General features: G+C 71.4%; 7 protein-coding genes. All 7 read right to left on the bottom strand.

What is annotated here, in order from left to right:
* From WMF24_RS42180 to WMF24_RS42150, 7 genes are read right to left on the bottom strand one after another with little or no spacing between them, the layout of a single operon-like run.
* Positions 1–5,397: an eCIS core domain-containing protein gene (locus WMF24_RS42180; RefSeq protein ID WP_437733122.1), complete on the bottom strand. Its 5,397-nt coding sequence runs from the start codon at positions 5,395–5,397 to the stop codon at positions 1–3.
* Positions 5,398–5,403: 6 nt separating this feature from the next.
* On the bottom strand, positions 5,404–5,925 hold the full coding sequence (locus WMF24_RS42175) for a hypothetical protein (protein WP_437733121.1): 522 nt from the start codon (positions 5,923–5,925) through the stop codon (positions 5,404–5,406).
* A gap of 13 nt (positions 5,926–5,938) precedes the next feature.
* The gene (locus tag WMF24_RS42170) at positions 5,939–10,189 is read right to left on the bottom strand and encodes a DUF6519 domain-containing protein (protein WP_437733120.1); all 4,251 of its coding nucleotides are present in this window, start codon (positions 10,187–10,189) and stop codon (positions 5,939–5,941) included.
* A 47-nt stretch (positions 10,190–10,236) separates the two neighbouring features.
* On the bottom strand, positions 10,237–13,617 hold the full coding sequence (locus WMF24_RS42165; protein WP_437733119.1) for a hypothetical protein: 3,381 nt from the start codon (positions 13,615–13,617) through the stop codon (positions 10,237–10,239).
* On the bottom strand, positions 13,614–16,151 hold the full coding sequence (locus WMF24_RS42160) for a putative baseplate assembly protein (protein ID WP_437733118.1): 2,538 nt from the start codon (positions 16,149–16,151) through the stop codon (positions 13,614–13,616). Before WMF24_RS42160 ends, WMF24_RS42165 begins: the two co-directional genes overlap by 4 nt.
* Positions 16,148–18,574, bottom strand: a complete 2,427-nt coding sequence (locus WMF24_RS42155; RefSeq protein ID WP_437733117.1) for a baseplate J/gp47 family protein — start codon at positions 18,572–18,574, stop codon at positions 16,148–16,150. The genes WMF24_RS42160 and WMF24_RS42155 overlap by 4 nt, the downstream gene beginning before the upstream one ends.
* Positions 18,571–18,939, bottom strand: coding sequence for a GPW/gp25 family protein (locus WMF24_RS42150; protein WP_437733116.1), 369 nt, complete (start codon positions 18,937–18,939; stop codon positions 18,571–18,573). Before WMF24_RS42150 ends, WMF24_RS42155 begins: the two co-directional genes overlap by 4 nt.
* Positions 18,940–18,941: the final 2 nt, after the last annotated feature.

Raw genomic sequence — 18,941 nt, 5'->3', positions numbered from 1 at the left:
TCACACGCCGCCGGGCCGCCTCGCGAAAAACTCCTTGAGCTTCGTGTACACGAGTTCCTCTACCTCGGCCTGCGTGGGTTTGTCCTTTCGAACCGGCAGCTGGTTGCGCATCATCTTGAACCAGCCAATGATGGTCTTCTTTTCGCGCTTTAACCGTGTATTCCTGTTCTGCTCGGGCGTCGCCGGCAGCATTTTACCCTGCTTCTCTTGCCACTTCTCGCCTTTCATAAGCGCATTCACGCCGCGGGCGCCCTGCTGCGCTCCTTTCGGGACGGCCGGGTGCATCTTGAGCGCCTGTGCGAACGACGTCTTCCCCCCCGTCTCGCTCGACATCATCTGCGTCAGCATCAACGAATACACGAGATCTCGGCGCTGCCTTTGCGGCTCCTTCCCCATCCAGAGGCCGTGGAGCTCGCCCAGCGGACCGCGAGCTCCCGCCAGCGCCTCGGGGAGGCTCTTGTCACGAACCATCTGCGTGAGGGCATCACCCACGGGCTTGCCCTTCAAGGACCCCTTCAATTCGTCGTAGTCGCTAGCCTTCTTCCAATGCGGCGTCGCTTCAGATATGAAGTTCCCCTTTTCCTGCGCGAAGCCCACGCCGCGCTGCTTGCCGTCTACAGTTACGGTCGCCGAGCGGAAAAAAGCGTCGGGGTTCTTGTCGACCGCAAGGGCGGGAGCGGCCAGCGTCTCTTTCTCCGTAAGTTTGATCGGATCTTTGAAGGTGCCCGTCCCTCGCGCATCCCCCTCTGCACTGGCCTCGTCAAAGAGCCGCTCCGCGACTTTATCGATCGCCTGAAGGAGCTGCTCCTGCGGGATGGTCCAGCCCTTTCCCAGCTTGATGTTCGGGTTGATCTGCGCGTCGATGTCGAAAGAGTCGCCCGAACCGAGGCGGATGCTCCGAAGCCGGTATGTCACCCTCCAGACGAGAAGCTGCGCCTTCAGCCGGAGCTTGCTGGGCTTCCGCGACAAGAGCGCGGCGACCTTCGGCGGTAGCTCGCGCTGCGCCTTCTCGATCCGCTCCCGCTTCTTGTCCTTCTTCTTGTCCTTGCCTTTGCCCTTCTTCTTCCCCTTGAAGAGCTTCTTCAGCCCCTTCCCTAGCTTCTTGAAGCCCTTCTTGATCTTTTTGCCGACCTTCTTGAGCCCCTTCGTGATCTTCGCCAGGATCTTCTTCGCGATCCCCGCCAGCTTCCCCGCCACCTTCTTCGCCGGCTTGATGAGCCGCTTGAGCAGCCAGTTCGCCACGAAATCGATGACCGCCACCGCCGCCGCCGCGACGGCCGTCGCGAACGCGGGGCCCGCGCCACCGCCCTTCACCGCCTTCAGGAACGTGACGAACTTGTCGATCGCCGCGATGATCCGGCTCACCGCGCCCCAGGCCGCCTGCAGGCCCTCGATGATCGCCATCACCGCGCCGGCCGCCGGCACCACCATGGCCACCAGCTTCTCGATGAGCAGCTGCACCAGGATCGCCGGAATCGCGCTCTTCAGCGCCTCCCACGCCATCTTCCCGATCGCCGCGAGGTTGAAGCCGCCCTTGAACAGCGCCTTCATCAGGTCGATCGGCAGCCCGAGCACCTCCTCGACCTTGCTCTGGAACCACTCGCTGATGGCCGACTTCATGGCCTTCACGAGGTGGTTCTTGATCCCGTCCACCACCGCGGCGCCCAGGTTCGCGATCCACCGCCCCGGTCCGGCCGCGATGTCCTTGATGAGCACGATGAACGTGCCGAGCGCCTTGGCGACCGCCTCCGCCGCCTTGATCGCCGCGTTCACCGCCGCCCCGACCGCGTCCACGATCGCGAGCAGCGCCTTCTCCAGGAGACCAAGCGCCTTGTCCAGGAAGTCCCCGAGCGCGTCGAGCAGCGCCGTGACGCCCTTCTTCAGGCTGTCGGCGATGTTGTTGACCGCGTCCTCGGCCGCCTGCACCTTCTCGCGGATCGCCCGCTGGAACTTCGCCTTCGCCTCGGGGAACGCCGCCAGCGCCACGTCGCTGATCGCGATGAGCGCGTCGCCCGCAAACCGGATCGCCGCGACGATGGCCTGACGCGCCTTCTCGATCAGCGCGACCGCGGCCTTCTTCGCCGCCTCGATGGCGGCCTTCACCGCCTCGCGCAGCGCCTTGACGATGCTCTTGACCGCCGCCTTGATCTTGTCGAAGAACGCCTTCGCCTTCGACGCGAGCCAGCCGAAGAAGCCGCTCGACTCCTCCTTCGCCTTCGCCTTCTCGCGCTCCGCCTTGGCCTCGCCCTCGCGCTTCTCCGTGCGGGCCTTCTCCTCGCCCGCGCGGATCTCGCGGCCCGCGCCCTCGTCGGCCTGCGTCTTCTCCGTCTGGACCTTCTCGTCGGCCTGCGTCTGCTTCTCGTCGGCGTCGCCGTGCGCCTTGTCGACCGCCGCCTGCTGCGCCTCGGTCCACTCGCCGCGCTTCTTCGCCGCCGCGTCCTTCGCGGCGGCCTTCTCGCCCCTCTGCTCGGCCTCGGCCTCGGCCTCGGCCTTCGCCGCCTCTTCCTGGGTGCGCTGCTCCTCGGCCTCGGAGGAGGCCTTTTCCTTCTCCTCCTCCTGGGCCATGTCGCCCTGACCCTTGTCCACCGCGGCGTCGATCTCGCCCTGGCTCTTCTCCTGCGCGATGATCGACGCCGTCTCCTCGTCGGGGCTCGCGCCGCCGCCCGACGCGCCGCCGCCGGCGCCGCCGGCCCCCCCCGGCACCTTGGCCGCGAGCATCCCGTCCGCCGCCTGCGGGGCGATCTCGTCCTCGCCCATCGGCTCCGCTGCGTCGGCCTTGCCCCGCTCGTGCGCCGCCGCGACGCCCTTGTCCAGCTTCGCGCGCTGCGCCGTCACCTGCGCGGGATCCGCGTTGCCCTCGAGCGCGACCGTGGGCGGCGGGCCCGCGCTCGTGTCCACGCCCGGATCCGACGTGGGCATGTTCTCGATCGCGGCGTCCATCTTCGCCGCGTCGCTCTGCGACATCTCCCCTTCGCCGCCGCCGCTCGTCGCCGGCGCGGAGACCGCATTGACCGCCGCGGGAGGCGCCTCCGGCACCGGCCCGGGCGCGGGTGTCTCCACCGCCGCGCCCTCAGGCACCTTCTCGACCTTCTTTTCGCCCTTCCCGCCACCGCCCGCCGCGAGCTGCGTCCGCCCCGTCTTCCCGGGCATTCCGGTGGACGCGGCCCGCGTCGGCGGGTTCGCCGCGAGCTCCTGCTTCCGGTCGCCAACGGTCGTCGAGACCGATTGCGACACGCCGCCGAGCGCGCCCTTGATCGCGATCGGCGCCTGCCCCTTGAGCGACCCGAGCGCGGCCTTCGGCTCGCTGCCGGAGACGTCCGGCGCCTCCGGCGCGGGTTTATCCGCGATGGCCCCGCCGCCACCGCCACCCCCCCCGGCATCGCCGCCAGCCCCGCCGCCGGCGTCCTCGCTGACGGAGGCCGTCGCCGCGTCGCGCTCGGCAGGCGCAAGCTGCCCCTCCTCGGCCCCCGCGGCCTCGGGAGCCTGCTCCTGCGCCCGCTCCTCTTCCGCCTCGGCCTGCCGTTCTTCTTCGGCGTTCCTCTCCGCCTCGGCCATGGCCGAGGCGTTCTTCGCCTCGACCTGCTTCTCGGCCGCCGATGGCGCGCCCCCGCCGGCGTCGCTCGCGGCCTCCGGGCTCGCTCCTTCCGCGTCACCGCCTCCCCCGACGGCCGGCTCCGGACCGGCACCTTCGCCGCCGCCCGCCGCAGGCTCCGCCTCGGCCTCGCCTTCGCCGCCACCGCCCTCGGCGGCCTCTTCCTCTCCGTCCTGCTGAGCCTCCGCAGCCTTCTCTTCCTCCGGCTGCTTCTCATCCAGCTTCTCTTCGGTCGCCTGCGCCTCGGGAGACTCGGCGCCTCCTTCGCCGCCGCCACCGCCCCCCGCCGCCGCGGAACCACCACCGCCGCCCCCTGCCGCCGCAGGCTCCCGCTCCCCGCCTCCGGCGCCGGCGTCTGCCGGGCCCTTCTCGCTGGGCTGCTTCAGGCCCGCGATGTCGCCGCCCCGCGCCGCCTTCGCCTTCGCCTCGACGGCGGCCTTCGCCCCGGGCTGCGCCTCGCCACCCTTGCCGCCAACCTCCTGCGCGCCCTTGTCGCCGCTGGCCACGCCGGGCCCCTTGCCCTGCGCCTCGAGGCCGGCCCTGGGGCCCCTGGCGCCGCCGGGAGCGGCCTCCTCACCTTCGGCCTTGGCCTCTCCGCCAGGGGCCTCTCTGCCCTTGCCCTTCGCCTCCTTGCCATCGGTCTTGCCGAGAGGCTTCTTTTCCTCCTTGCCCTCGGCCCCCGCCTCGCCCCGCTTCTTCTCGCCTTCCTTCGCGGACGCGCCCGCAGCCTGGTCAACCGCGGCCCGCTCGGGCCCCCTGGCCATCGGCTCGCCGGCCTTGGCGCCGTCCCCCGCGGCCCTGTCAGAAGCCGCCTTGCCTTCACGCGGCTCGCCTCTGACCTCTTCGACCTTGCGCGGAGCCTCGGCCCTTTGACCAGCTTCCTTCGTGCCAGGCGAGGCCGCGGGCTTCTCTCCGGCCTTGCCCTCGGTGGCCCGCAGCGAGTGGGCGACCAGGCGCCCCACGAGACCACCGCCAGGCAGGCCCGCGCCAGCCCCCCTCGCTGCCGCCGTCTTCTTTCTGTCGGCGTCGGCCTCCTCGGTGGTGTCCTCCCTGCCTTCTCCCTGCGGCCGCTCTTCACCCTTGACGTCGGCCGGCGCCTCTCGCCGCTCCTCGTCCCCTGCTTTCGGGCCGCGTTCCGCCTCATCCCCTTTTTCCGGCGCGGCGCCGGCGTCCACGGCATCGGGCTTCTTGCGCTTCCTCGTCAGCAGATTGCTCGCTGCTTCGGCCGCCGTCGCCGGGACCGGGACAGGCACGCTCATCGTCGGCGTCCCTGCGCCGGACAGCGCCTTGCGCATCAACCGGTTTCGCGTGGACCACGCATAACCCCCCTCGGTGACGCCGGCGGGCTGGCCCGACATCACCCTTCCGGCCGCCGCGTCCGCCTGCACCTCGGCGGGCTCGTTCGGCGTGGAGACCTCGCTCTTCGCCCGGGGGGCTCCCCGCGCGGAGCTGCCTTGTTGAACGACGTGGGAGAGCTCGTGCGCGATGAGCCTGTCCCCGCTCTCGGTGCCGGGGCTGTACCTCGACGTGCCGAACGCGATGTCCTGGCCGACGGTGACCGCCTCGGCCTGGTGATCGCGGGCGAACGAGGCGGCGCGGCCGTCGGTGTGGACGCGCACGCCCTCGAACGAGCGGCCAAATGCGCTCTCCATGCGCGACCGGGTCGAGGGGACGATGGGGCTGCCGCCCGAGAAGCTCGGGTCGGTCCGGCCGTGCACCGGAGCAGGCTCGGCCGCCCGCGGCGCAGGGGCCGCGACGCTCGGCGCGCTCGTGGGCGCCGTGGTCCTGGCGGCCACCTGTCCCATCCGGCGTCAGCCTTCCCCCGGCCCCTGCAGTCGGCCGCTTGGTGCCCCGAGGCCGCGCTCGCGTGCGGCCTGGTACCGGGCGAGCGCGCGCTGCCTCGCCTCGAGCCGGCGCGCGCGGAGCGCGAGCATCTCCCGCGCCTTGTCCTCCAGGGCTCTCCAGTCCTCGAGCGCCCTCTTCTCGGCCGCCTCGATCCTCGCGACGCGCTCCTCCTGGGGGCCCTCGGCCTCGCCTCCCTCCCTGGCCGGCTCGGCCGGAGCTGCGGGGCCGGCACCCAGGCGCGCGGGGACGACCTTCCTGCCTTCGCGCGCGCGGGCCGAGATCTCCTGGATCAGCTCCCGCCCGCGGCCGAGCGTCTCGTCCAGCTTGGCGCCGCCGGCGAGCTCGCGGATGAGCTCGCGCTTCTTCTCGAGCGCCTCGCGCGCCGCCTTGACCGGCGCGCCGGGCTCCTTCGGCGCAGGCCTCTCGGGCTGCTTGTCGTTGCGCGCCGGCAGAGCCGCCGCTCGTTTCATCTTCTGGGTCGGTCGCACGATGATCTCCTCGTCACGGGGCGTCGAAGTTCGGGGCCGTGATCGGCCCGACCTGACTCCATCCACTGATGCTGTATTCCCTGGCGAAGTTGTGCGCGAGGACGAGCCTCCCGTACCTGTTCGTGATCAGCGCGCCATCAGCCCGGTTGGCCACGATCTGGATCGTGGAGTCGACATCCGGCAACGCGGGCGAATACGCGCCGGACTTGGTGGTGACGGGCTCGAACGGATGGCCTACGACCAGATCCGCAGCCGTCCAGTTGCCCTCGACCTGGGCCGCGTACTCCCACTCCATGTCAACGGAGCCCAGCCCGATGCGCTCGAGGTAGCTCCTGAAGAGGCGCCGCGCCTCCTCGACGGAGATGGCGTCCGTACCACCGCCGTTCGCCGGATTGCTCCAGAACAGAAGATACTGGATGAACGCGGCGTATCTGTCCCCCTCCGCGGCGTAGGGAAAGCTCGTGGGCTGGAGCACGATGGAACCCTGGGCCCGGTTCCCCTCGATCTGCCAGCCGCCCCGCGCGTTCGAGATCTCGATCCCGGCCGAGCTGCCACGGGAATTCGACTGCACGTCGTTGTCGGACACGACGCTGTCGTCTCCGAGGTCGATCCGGAGCCCGCCCACGAAGGTGTTGCGGCGCAACGTGCCGCCGAACAGATTGTCGATCTTGCTCCCGAGCCCGGCGAAGCGGTTCCCGCCGACGACGAGCCGATAGGTCCCGGCTCCCGTCTCGCCCTTGGGTACCCATAGCGGGGCAGACGCGGTCACAGCGTTGTGGTCGATGACGATGTTGTTCCGGTTCCCCTCGGCCCATCTCTCGTACAAGAGGATGCCGATGCTGCCACCTTCCTCGGGCAACGTGGTGGCCTCCAGGTGGATCGTATTCCCCTGGACGACGCTCCGGCCGCCGTCGGCCAGGTAGATGCCGATCCGACTCGCCTTGAGCAGCGGGAGCCCCAGCATGTCGTCTCTGCCCCAGAGCGGATAGGTCGCGTGGATGGTGTTGTCCTTCACGATGACATCGTCGCCGAGCGCCAGCACCCCCACGCCGGCGTCGATGCAGTTCTCGGCGACGCGTAGCCGCAGAGGGCGCGCGGCCTCCTCGTCCCACGGCGGCGGGTTGACCAGCGTGCACCCGACGCCCAGCGGGGCGTCGCTGATGTTGTTCGACGCGATGTCGACCCTCTCCAGGGTGATCACGGGAGGGCTGCTCTCCGCTTCGTCGCGGATCGCCGGACCGAGCTGGATACCCGCGGTGTAGGTCCGGCAATGGTTGTGGTGGATACATACGTCGTGGACCGCGGGATACATGGATTCCAGGGCTGGCAATGGACCGCCGTCCGCGGCGGCGGTGAAGACGATCGCCACGGAGCCCTGGAACGTGCAGCCTTCCACCTCGAGGCGGTATGTGTACCAAGGAGCCCAGAGGCCGGGCGCGCCCCCGCTGTGGATCCGGTCGCCGCTGAACCGGCAAGTGGAGAACCTGTCGAACCGGATCGCCGGCCCGTTGGTCGCCTGATACTCATTGCTGGCGGAGGTGAGCGACCCATCGCCGACGAACACCGCCGTGGCAGCGCTGATCGAGCACCCTTCGAAGCGGGAGTCCGAGCCGGAGTAGAGCTGGCCGACCACGACGCCGGCGCTGCCGTCCCGAGGGTAGCTGCCGGCGCCCGTCTCGACGAGGTGCACGACCATCCGCTCGAGGTCCTCGTCCGTCGCGCTCATGAGCCCCGCGCGGTAGTACTCTTGGAGCCACCCTTGCAGGGTGGCGCGGTGCATCTGGAGCTCGCGCGCGCCCTTGGCGTAGATCCCGATCTTGTCGAAGACGAGGACGGAGTCCGTGATCTTGCACGCGCGCAGGTGCTCGGCCACGATCCCGTAGGCCCCGACCAGCACAGCATCGTCAGCCTCCACGGCGACGTCGCCGTGGGACGCAGGATACGTGCTCAGCGGGGTCGCGTCCTGCGGCGCGATGGATGGAAGCGCAGGCTCGTCGACGCGCACGGCAATCCCGTCGTCCCCGGGGTGCACCAGCCCCGCGCGTTCGATGCGGAGGCCCGACGTCACGACCCCGCCGCCTTCCTCGTCGAACACGCCGTGATCGGTGACCTCGATCTGCACGAGCGGGGCCGAGCTCTGGCGCCCGAAGACAAGCAGATCGCGGAGCGAGAGGAGCGCGCTGCCCGAGAGATGGAAGACGGGGTTGTCGACGCCATGGCCCAGGATCGTCGCGTGCGGGCAGCCCGCGATGGTCACGCGCTTGCCGATGATGTTGAGCCTGCCGTGGATCCGGTAGACGCCGCGCTCGAGGCAGATCGTCCCGCCGGCGACGACGTCGTCGATCGCTTTCTGGAGGCGGGCCGTGTCGTCCTCCTCGCTCTTCGAGGGCGAGAGCGACACGTCGCAGCACCCGCCGTCCTCCCTGGAGTACAGCTCGTCGATCGCCTCCTGCACGGTGTCGGCGTCCGTGCCGACCTTGCCGCCGTCGTAGGCGATGTCGTCGGCGTTGAGCTCGCAGATCGCCGAATACTGGTGATCGTACCAGCGGATCAGCACCAGAGGGACGGCGGCGCCGTCGTACCGGAACAGGGCCAGAGGGGCGAACAGGCGCTCGGGACCGTGCGGCTCCTCCCGCCACGGGCCGTTGTCGTTGTCCTTGATCTTGCGCGCCTCGTGCTGCCAGTAATCCCCTGGGCGGAAGTCCGTGCCCGACAGCTCGACGGTGATGCCGTCGCCGAGAGAGAACGCGGTGACGGGCGGATCGCCCACCACCTGCGGGGCCGTCCGGAGCAGGCCGTGCCAGACTCGCACCTTGCGAGGGGCCTTGTCCTTGCTCGCGAAGTCGTTCGGCACGTTGACCGGCAGCTTCGTCGCGACGTCGCGGAGCTTGATCTGGCCGGCGGTGGTCGTCGTCTCCGCGTAGAAGAGCTCGCCCACCGAGCGCTCTGCGGGCCTGAACGACCTCGTCGCCAGCGCGACGCGTGCAAGGACGTCGTCGCCGAGGTCGTCGGTCTCGTCGATGAGCTCGATCAGATCGCCGTCCTTCACGTCGGCGCCGGCCGCGAGCGTCAGGCTGGCCAGCGTGTTCGCCACGGACGCGACGGCGAACGCGTCCGACCCGTTGTTCTTCGACCACTTGATCTCGACGACCCCGGGCGCGCCGCCCCTGTGCACCTCGAACCGGTAAAAGCGGTTGTCCGCCCCGGTGTAGCCGCCGGCCTCCGGGATCGCGCACGGATCGAGGTTGTCGGGCGTCACCTTCGTCGTGAGCTTCAGCCTGCCGGTGCCGGCGTCGACGGCCTCGAACGCCGCGGGAACGTCGTCCTCGCCGGCGAGCGGGTCGCTGCCGTCGCTCGCGAAGAGGGCCAGCTTGACCTGGCCGACCGCCTTCGACCGGACCGTCGTGTCGAGCGCGCCGCCGAGCGCCTGCTCCAGGATCCCGCGGTCCTCGATGTGCGTGACGAGCCGCTCCCAGCCCTCGAGGTACGCGACCACGTAGCTGCCGCTCGGCGGCTTCACGTCCGCGGAGGCGAACCCCTTGGCCGCGGGGAACGTGGAATCCCAGAAGATCCCGTCCTCCGCCGACTCGACCGCTACACCGCGCAGGTAATACCGGCCGCGCGTGTACGAGAAGCGGGGCGCCTCGCCCGCGGGCTCGAGGCCCTCGATGAGGCCAATCCACGCCTGGTTCGAGGCGCCCGCCGCGGAGAAGCCGATCTCGATCTCATGGTACTCCTGGGGCGCAGCCCCCGGCACGTCGACGTCGTACGGCTGGAACGCGCTGGCGTCGCTCGCCTGGATCGGCTGCGCGGCCGGGATCCCGTGGATCCTGACCTCGACGTCGGCGTTCGCGCGGATCCAGAGCCGGATCCTGGGATAACGTGCCTTGTCGAGCTTGCGGCGCGCCACGATGTGGACGAAGCCGGCCGCGGACTGCGCGCCGATACGGACGGAGGGAAACCGCTCTTCGTACTTGACCCCGTAGTCGCGGTACGCCGAGAGCCCGCCGCCGGGGAAGGTCACGCCGTCGAGCGCCTCGAACACCGCGAGGAGCGGCCCCGGCGTCGCGAGGTACCCCAGGTCGGGGCTGCCGCTCTCGCAGCCCACGTCCGAGGCGAGGTCGCGGAGCAGGGTGTCGACCGCGTCGGCGCCTGCCGCGACGTCGCTGTCGAGCACGAGGCGCCCCTCCTGGAGGAGCACCCGGCGGTACTTCTCCTTGCGCTTGGCGTCGGGTCGATGGCCTCTTGTGAAATCGCCTTTCATGGTCGCCCTCTCAGCCCTCCTCTCGCCGCGCGGCGCAGAAGGGTCTCTCAATCCATTCGCAGGAGCCCTGTCGAGAGGCCCGCGGGGGTGTACTCGAGCAGCCTGGTGAGCAGCACATCGGCCCGCTGCGCGAGGCGCGCGCCGTGGAATGCCCCCATCTCCGAGCCGTCCTCGGCGCCGCGCGCGATGGAGCGCGGGCACGCCTCGGACAGGCGGAGGTGCGCCGGATCGGTCCTGTCGCGCGTGACGAAGAGGGGAACGTCCTCGGTGACCCGATGCCTGCGCGGCAAGAGGCTCCCCGGCTCGACGCGGCTGTACCGGACGCAGCCGTGGAACCTGTCGCGCGCCTTCGCCAGGTCGGTGAAGAGGCTCTCGCTCGCCTCGATCACGCGGGCGTCCACCGCGAAGCCCGCCCCCAGGTCCTCGCGCAGCGCCGCGACCGTCGTGCGCTCGAACCGGACCTCGCTGTCGATCGCGACGACGGCCGCGCCGCCCGCAGCGTCGATCACGCTCTCGGTCACGGTCACGGTGGTCGCCCCGGCCACGGCGATCCTCGCCGCCACGCAGCGGAGGATGTCAATCCGCGTGTCCGAGGCGGCCGCGGCCGAGAAGCTCCAGCGGTCGTGCGGCGTCGCCGCGGAGCACAGCGCCACCTCGATCACCGCGGCCGGCGGGAGCTCGAGGGGGAGCGTCGCGGCGACCGGCGGAGCGCCGGAATACGTGGTCTGCCGGATCACGAGCCCGCGCAGCGATAGCCGGTCGTAGGTGGGGAGCGGCGTGCTCGTCCACGCGTTGCCCAGCAGCAGCACGGGCCGCTGTAGCTCGGCCGCCTGCACGGTGAGGGACGCGACGTTGGCCGGCCAGATCAGCGCGATCTCCTCGTACGTCGCGCTGTCCTCGATCTGGATGACCTCGTGCTCCGCGGCGTCCGCGCCGTCGGCGGCGATCGCGGCGAGCGCCTCGCCGAGCGAGGAGTACTGCGGGAGGGCGTGGAACGAGAGGGGCGCGCCTCGGTGCAGAGCGCCGGCGCCGAGCACGAGCCGGGTCGGGGCCTGAAGCTCGGCGTCGAGCACGGGCGCGCGCGCGTCGGGCCGAGCCCCTGTGTGGTACGAATACCCCTCCAGGTAGTCGACGGTCACGGGGGCCGGCGGCCAGCCGGCGCCGCCGCCGAGCGCGGAGGCCACGGTGAACGGTGCGGCCGGCTCCGTCTTCGCGAACGAGAACAGGCCGTGCGCGGGATCGATGTCCAGAAAGCCCTCGGGCGTCGCGAGAGCGTGCTGGGGATTCATGGGGTCCTCGTTCTTCCACCAGCACAGCGGGCGCTGCCGCACCCGCCGCCGGCGGAGCGTCTTCGCCTCGCGGATGGGCGTGATCGAGCCGCACGAGAAGCGCGCCACCTGCTGCGTGCCGGCCCAGAACGTGGAGCCGTCGGCGCGCACCGAGACGGCGTCGCTCGCGAACCAAGGCGCCGGATCCCAGCCCGCGATCGGCGGCGCCCCGGTGGTCAGCGCCGGGAGATGGATGAGCACGGCCTCGCCCCGATCGCTCGTGAAGGACACCTCGCACGAGGGCAGCAGGATGTCCCTCGTGTCGGACTCGAGCCGCACCCACAGCTCCGCGTCGTCCGGCGCGGCCGCCGCCAGGTCCGCGAACGCGGTCCACGCGGCGCGCAGCTCCTCCTCGGTGGCCGCGTCCGCGCCGGATTCCTCGAGCGCCGTCCACGTCGCGGCGGCCGTGGGGTCCGGGCCGGTCCACGCGAGCCGGAGGAAGGGCCGGATCGCGCTCTTGATCCGGAGCGCGAGCACGAGGCGCAATGCGACAGCATTGCCCGCGGGCGCCGCCGGACCGGAGACGTCGAGCGCGCCGGGGCCGTGAACAACCACCGGGCCGCGCGCGACGGCGGCGGGCACGCTGCGCCACGGCTCGGGATCGGCGGTGAGCGGCAGCGGCGGCCACGCGGGACCCGGCCCGACCGACAGGGCCTCTCCCGGGAGGCGCAACCCGTCCGTCGTGACGGCCAGGCTCGTGCCGGGCGGATCCGCGTCGTAGACGCTACCATCGGCCGCCACGAACAGCCACCGCTGTCCCACCACCCATGTGGCCGGCAGATCCACCGCGAGCGCGCCGGAGAGGAAGCCCATCGCGGCGAGCCGCTTGTCCGCGGGCGGGCGGGCGGCGTCGTGAGAACGACAGGCGATCTCGATGGTCGCGCCCGGGAAATAGCCGCCTCCGCCGTCGGCGACGAGCGCCAGCATCACGGCGTACGGACCTGCCACCGGACCGGGCACGCCGGGGGACGGAGTCCCACCCTTCGGTTCGATCCGCAGCTTCCCGCGCGGCACGGCCGAACCGGTGTCCGGTACGTTGGTGTTCGCGCCGACGAGCGGCACGGCCATCACCGCCACCTCGACGGGCGCCGACAGGCGCTCTGCGGTGTGCGAGAGGAGCTTCACGTCGCACGCGTCCGCCGCGAGCGCGGGCGCCGCGGGCAGCCGGCTGGGCGCGCGCGGCTCCTTCGAGGGCGCCGCGACGGCGGCCGGCAGGCCGGTCAATCGCACCAGGAAGCGTGCGCCCGTCGCGCCCTCCTGATCGAAGTAGTCGCCGGGGCGAGCCGCGAAGTGCAGCGGTGGCACCCGGTCGCTCGCGAGCTCGTCCTCCGCCGAGGCGCGGCGCACGCGCAACGCGACGTCCGCGCCGAGCGGGTGGAAGGCAAACCGATAGTCCACCTCCGGCACGCCGCCGCCGTACAGCGTCCGGTCGCGCGCCGTTCCCTCCATCACCGGGAACAGCCTCGTTGGAGACAGCCAGTGCGCGACGTGCCTGGGGTGGTATCGACCGGTCGTCCGGCCGATCCGGCGCGGGTCCACCGCGTGGAACGAGGTGTCGAGCGGGCCTGTCGCACGCTCGGCGATCGTGGCGGGGCGGAGCTCGGCGATCGCGCGCTCGGGGCGGAAGAGGTCGAGATCCTGGGCGAGCAGGATGCGCTTCCAGCCCTCCCTCGTCACGGCCATCTGCCCGGAGAGGTCGCTCGCCATCTCCTCCAGCATGGCCGGGGTCCCCTTGCGGCGGCGCCAGCCGACCGTGCCGCGCACGTCGCGCCGGTTCGAAGCGGCGTCGGGGAACAAGAGCCGCATGCCGATCATGTCCGCGAGGTAGGGGAGGACCCAGTCCGCGCTCTTGTCGATGAAGAGGTCGGCGTGCAATTCCTCGATGTTCTGGCGGGCCCGCGCGATGGGCGCGGCGAGGACGCGCAGGAACTTGTAGAGCTCCTCCGCGCCGCTCGGCGCCAGCGACTTCTGGGGCTCGCGCGCGCCCTCCGCCATGTCGACGATGCGGTACAGCGCGGGCAGGTGCGCGTAGAGCAGGTCCGTGACCAGGTCGCGGACCCCGGGGTCGAGCGTCAGCTCCTTTTCGCCTTCGCCGCTCACGTGGCCTCCGGGGGGAGAAACTCGATGTCCTGGGGCGCGAGCACGAGCACCTCCGACGGCCGCGCGATCACCGTGTCGACGGCGCGCGGCGGCGTGTCCTTGCCGACCTCTTCGAGCGTGTCGAACCGCCGGACCTCGACGAAGCGGACGCCCGGCGCGCGCTCGATCCGCTCGTATACCTGGCTCAGGAAGGCGGGCTGCCCGAGGTCGCGGGCCGCGAACGCGAACAGGCCCAACGCGTCCTCCGCTGTGCCGGAGAGCGCGTCGCGGACAGCGCGCTCGACGCTCTCTCGCGGGTACGCTGGGTCGATCTCCAGGTACAGCGCGACCTTGAGGCCCACGCGCACCGGGCCGACCACGTCCAGCGGCACGGTGGTGTCGCGCCGCTCTTGCAGGAACGCCTTGACCGGATCGGCGGCGGTCGCCGCGCCGCTCGCGTCGGCGATCACCACGAGGATCCCCTCGGCGCCGTCCGGCAAGAGCGTCCACGCCGCGCTGGCCTTCGCGACCCCGGGATAGAGCAGCGCGAGCTGCCTGTGGTCCTCGACCGAGACGGCCCGACCGAACGTCCGGATGTAGCCTGTCGCCTGCGTGCGCACGTCCTCGGCCTCGGCCGGCCCCGCGCCTCCCGCGAGCGGCAGAGGGTTCACCGCGCGCTCGACCAACGGGTGCGCCTTCTTGAGGCGGCTCACCGCGAAGGCGTCCGCGTCGCCGGCCGGGCCGATGCCGGTGCGGTACGCGGCGGCGATGTGCTTCTTCCCGGAGGACGGGATGGCCCCCTTGCGGCCGTCGCCGAACACCACGCTGACCGTGCCGGACTCGTCGCGCTGAACGATGTAGTGCCGGTCGTCGGGGGACGACGACTCGAAGTCCACGACACGGGTCCAGAGCACGCCGGCCACGCGCACCTCGAGCTCCGGCGCCGCGCCGTCCGCGGAGGGCAGGAACGTCAGCGGCTTCTGCTTGAGCGAGAAGCGCAGGAAAGGGGTGCTCCCGTCGGAGTCGCCGAGCACCTCGGTCGCGGTCTTGCCATGCGAGATGCGCGCGACGTTGCCCAGGATCCGGAGCTCGCCGAGGGCCCACGCCGCGCCGGCGGCGGGCGGCTCCACGGGCTCCCAGGTGATCTGCGTTCGCTGGACCTTGCTGCCGCCCTGGCCGCTTTCCTCCCAGAGGCCCACCGATGTCAGGCGCACGATCTCGAAGCGACCGGAGTCGCCCGCGCCCCGCTCCCCGAGCGCCACGAGCCGACCAGGCTCCAGGCCGGAGAGCTCGCGATCGAGGCGGACCGGGTTGACGTGAGGCTGGGAGGCGACGGCCTTGTTGGGCTCCGTGGTGGCGAGCGGGACCTTCACGCCGAAGCCGAGGAGAAAACGGCTCGCGCGGATCGACTGGCCGCTTCGCGTCACGTGCTCGCCGTTCGCGGTCGCCTGGATCGCGGTCACCGTCCTCGACACGGAGACCGTGGGGTGCTCGTCGAGCACCGTTGTCTTGGGGCCGTTCGGTGCTGCCGGGTCCGCCGGTACCTGGACGACGACGTGCCGGATCTTGGAGAACGTGACGTGCTTCGAGGCCTCGGCCGTGATCGAGAGCGCAGCCGGGGTCGCGCCCTCGACGCGCACGCCGGGCGAGTCGAGGATCGACCTCTTGATCTCGTCGGACAGGTAGAGGTCGCTCGCGTCGTACGCGGGCGTGACCGTGTATCCGTGGGCCGGATACGTATCCGGTTTCGACGGCAGCTCGCCCCCTTTCAGCTCGTCCTCGGTGAACGACGCCGCCGACGTGTCCCAGCCGAAGAGGTGAAGATCGTGGGCAGGCCTCGCCCAGACGACGGCGCCCGGATACTCGGCGTCGTTCACGGTGAGGGGCTGCCTCACCGCGAGCCGGGTGCGGCCGCCGGCCTCGACGGGCGGCTCGATCACCTCGTGCGCGGTGAGGGTCGCCCCTCGCTTGACGACGACGAAATCCCCCTGCGCGATGCCGAGGCCGACGCCCTCGACCTCGAAGCTCGGTGCATCGACGAGCTTCACGCGCGCGAGCGCATCGCGCGGGTAGAGCTCGCCCCACGCGGCGTTCACGACGACGTCTTCGAGCGTCTCGTAGTCCTGCGCCTTCTTCTCGCCGACCGGCGCCGAGCCGATGGCGAGGCCCCGGAGCACGGTCCCGGTCGCGCCCTCTTTCACGGTGAGCAGCGCGTAGCCCGTCGCCGCGAGGCCGGGGCCGGGCTCGTACCCGAGGCGCCGGCCGTGCCGGACAAGGCTCTTGACCGAGCGCGCCGTGCCGAGGAAGGCATCGCTCGCATACCGGTCCTGGTACGCGCCGAGCGTGTGGCCCAGCAGCGCGGCGAGCTCCATGAGCGTGCCCGCGAAATCGCCCTGCGCGGACGTGGGCGGAAAGCCCAGCTCGCTGGCCGCCAGCGCGCGCTGCTCGTCGAAGAGATCGGCGAACTCGTCGGGGAGGTAGTCGAGCACGGGCCGGCCGGGCAGCGGCTCGCCGGTCGTCGAATACGCGGTTCGGAAGCGCGGCGGGCGGCTCACGGGGCGACCTCCTCGATAACGAAGTCCTTCTCGGTCAACCCGGCGTCGAGCCCGACGACGAGGACCTTCAGCTTGCCGTTGTCCGGGCGGTCGTCGTCGCCGTCGTTGCGCACGACCTCGGTCGGGGCGAGCGTGATGCGCGGCTCGACGTCCTTGTCCGAGGGGACCTTGAGCTTGCGGAAGCGCAGCGCCTTGACCGATCGCACGCCCGGCAGGCGCTGCACGAACGCCAGCAGGTCGCCGAGCTCCAGCGCCTCGCTGAAGCTCAACCGGTCCGGATGGAAGAAGCCCGGGTGCGCGCTCGACCCCGGCCGGAGCGCGGCCAGGACCGCCGCCCGCACGCGGTGGGGCAGCGAGCCCGGCTCGACGCATATCCCGAGGCGCACATCGATGGGCACGTACTCCGCCGCGCTCACGAAATGCTCGCGCCCGGTCATGCGCAGCGCGTCGATGCGATCGTGCACGGCCCGCCTCAGCCCCTCGGAGAGCTCGGCTTGCCCCTCGGGGTCCACCAGCACGAGCACCGCGTTGAAGGGCCCGCCGAGGAGCTTGGCCGTGGCGCGCCCCACGCCCTCCACGGTCATGGCGGCGTCCGCGTAGTCGGCGAGCGAGACGGCGCGTTCGGTCGGCCCGTGGCGGAGCGAGGCGGGGATCCGCAGGCGCGCCGCGTCCCTTGTCTCGGGCCTCAGACCCCCTGTGCCCGGCAGGACATTCACGACCCGGAGGCCGGTGAAGTCGTTCACGGCGATCTGACCGGGCACGAAGCGCGTCAGGACGCCGGCGCCGACGTTGCCGGCCACGGGATCGCCCGTGCGATAGCCCACCACGATGTCGCCGGGGATCTGCTCGTCCTTCTCCTTTGCCTCCCGCAGCGCGGCCTCGCTCCACACCTCGACGGCGCGGCCCTGCTTGCCGTCTCCGAACTCGATCCACAGCGAGCCGTCCTCGTCGGCGCTCGTGACGAAGTGCCTGTCGAACGACTGCGACGCGTGCAGGTGCTCCACCCGCTGCCAGCGCTCCGAGCCGATCGAGAGCTCGAGTCGGACCGACGAGACGGTGAGCCCCGCGGCCGTCGTCGAAGCCTCGAACACGACAGGCGCCTGGGAGAGGCGGAGCGCGCGCAGGAGCAGGTGAGAGGAGCCCCGCCGCCGCTCCAGCACGTAGCTCTGGCGATCGCGCGCGAAGGTCGTCTCGGACCGCCGGTATCGGTCCTGCCTCGATCGGCCGAACCGCGCGCGCCCCAGGTTGCCATGGATCCGGAGCGCGTCCGGCTTGCCCCAGGCCGGTCGCATCGCCGTGGAGAGCGGCGGATCGAACGTCACGACCGTGACGTCGGCGTCATCGGCGTGCGGGGCGTCCGCGGGCGACGCTGTCCAGCCGGGCAGCCGCTCGTGCCGGAAGGCGGTGATGGTCACGATCTGCGCGGGCGGCAGCGGCTCGTCCGGCGCCGCCGCGCCGAAGGCGTCGCCTTGCACCAGCGCGAGCCTCTGGCCGACGAGGAGGTTCTCGACGGCGCCCCAGAGCAGGACCTCGTTCGCGAGCGCGGGCACGATGGCGTCCTCGGCGCCGGGCCAGGCAGCGAGCGCGAGCTCGCTGTGGTGCGCGAGGATGCGCGTCCGCTCGGTCAACCAGAACACCACCTCCGCGCCGCCCGCGCCCGCGGGCGTCGTGACCTCGACCGCGGCGGGCAGGTAACCGTCGCTCGACGACCGGAAGCAGAGGAGCGTCTCGGCCGCGGTGCCGTCGAACAGGCCAGTCCCGAGCAGCGCCGCGTGCTGGCGCAGCGAGTACCGCTGGCTGGCCGTGTCGATGAACGCCTCGTTGGCGACGCGATCCTGGTAGTAGCTCAAGAGGTCGCCGTGGTGGGCGAGCAGCTCGACGAGCACGCGCTCCAGCGACGCGGGCGAGAGGTCGGCCCACGCGGGGTTCTTCACGCGCGCCCAGTCGCCGAACATCTGCACGAAGCCCGCGTAGTCCTTGGTCAGCAGATCCACGGCGGGCCTCGGCCGGAGAGCCCTGGGCGGCTCCTCCGCGAGAGGACGGCAGTCGCCGCGCTCGCAGCTCAGGGTGAAGACGAACGTCGCGGACGCGAAGAAGGGGTGCACAGGCAGGCCGCCGCCCGAGAGGAGCGTCAGCGTGTACTCCGACGCGTCGCCGACGGCCGAGAGATCGAGCTCGACGGTCCTGTCGGCGCCGTTCTCGCCAGCGTACGCGATCCCGAGGCTCGTGATCCGGAGGCCGCCCGAGATCGCGAAGCTCTTCTCCGAGAACTGCGGGGCGCCCCAGCTCTCCTTGAGGTGGACGATCAGCCTGGCGGACGTGGGCGCCTCCTCGTCCGGCACGAGAACGAGCTCCAGGTAGTCGATCCCCTGGAAGAGCGAGGATGCCTGCCTGTCTGCCCACCTGAGCCAGGGGGTCGTCACAGCTTGACCTCCAGGTTGCGGGGCAGCCGATCGGTGCGCCGGCGGAAGGCGATCTTGACGAGCAGCTCGCCATCCTCGGGGGACGCCTCGACGTCGACGCCGTCCACGAGGATCTCGTCGCCGATGTCGCGGCGGAGCGACTGCGAGATGCGAAACTCCAGCGCTCCGATCGTGAGATCGCTCAGCTCGTCGAAGACGGCGCGGTTGAGCCCGACACCGAAGTCGGGGCGGTTGACGCGCTCGCCCGGGGCGGTGAACAGCACCGCGAGGATCTTGTCGCGAAGGTGCCTGTCCGCGTCGTCGATGACGGCGACGCCGCCCTGGGCGCCGAACCGGAAGGGGTGCTGGAGGAAGCGATCGGCCATGG

This window comes from Sorangium sp. So ce1335 (assembly GCF_051521615.1).
Lineage (GTDB): Bacteria > Myxococcota_A > Polyangia > Polyangiales > Polyangiaceae > Sorangium.
The sequence above is the reverse complement of the archived record's forward strand: the minus strand, read 5'-3'. Positions and strand labels throughout refer to the sequence as shown.

What these genes read in the sequence shown, in the direction of transcription:
- WMF24_RS42180 (WP_437733122.1), bottom strand. Translation starts at nt 5,397, where the DNA reads ATGGGACAGGTGGCCGCCAGGACCACGGCGCCCACGAGCGCGCCGAGC.
- WMF24_RS42170 (WP_437733120.1), bottom strand. Translation starts at nt 10,189, where the DNA reads ATGAAAGGCGATTTCACAAGAGGCCATCGACCCGACGCCAAGCGCAAG.
- WMF24_RS42150 (WP_437733116.1), bottom strand. Translation starts at nt 18,939, where the DNA reads ATGGCCGATCGCTTCCTCCAGCACCCCTTCCGGTTCGGCGCCCAGGGC.